Source organism: Caballeronia sp. GAWG1-1, from assembly GCF_023631465.1.
In the GTDB taxonomy this organism is placed as follows: Bacteria; Pseudomonadota; Gammaproteobacteria; order Burkholderiales; family Burkholderiaceae; genus Caballeronia.
On the sequence record NZ_JALQDB010000113.1, the window covers coordinates 1 to 587 of the forward strand.

The 587-nt window shown below is 68.5% G+C and carries 1 protein-coding gene; it reads right to left on the reverse strand.

Going from position 1 to position 587, the window contains the following annotated elements; all coding sequences use genetic code 11:
* The coding region (locus NCT03_RS33680) for a phage integrase family protein (protein ID WP_284503586.1) at nt 1–587 on the reverse strand (587 nt) is incomplete at both ends.

Here is a 587-nt window from a genome sequence, read left to right on the forward strand (position 1 = left end):
GCCGGATCGCCGCCCACCACGATGGCGACCGGCTCGCCCGCTGCGCGAAAGGTGACGTCAAGTGGCCTCGCATCGACGTCGTCGGCGACGCGTGCACCAAGGCTTCGCTCATGGCGATGCAGCCATGCCACCAGGGTCGCCGCGCGCAGCGGTCCGATGCGCGGCACGGATCGCCACCAGCTGCCGCCACGGGCATTGCAGTACTTAATCAGGGCGCCCAGCGTGGTGATCCCCTCGCCGATCAAGCGTCGTGCAATCAGCGGCCGGAACCACAACTCGACCGGATGGCCCAACGCCGGCGAGGCGGCCGCCATGGTCGACGCCTGCTCGATCATGCGCAGCGTCATGGCCGTAAGCCGCGCGCTGCCGTGCTGCTTGATCGAGGCTTTCAGGTGATCGGCGAGCACCGATGAGCCATGTTTGAGCGCCAGGCTTACCAGGTCATCGCACATCTGGCGCAGGTAGCGCTCGGTGGTCTCAGGGCTCGCCGCATGGGGCGCGCGTTCGACATCGTAGTAAAGCCGCGCGATGGTGGCCGCCGGCACGCGCTGCACGAACGCGCGCAGCGCCGTGAAGTCGGTGCGGGT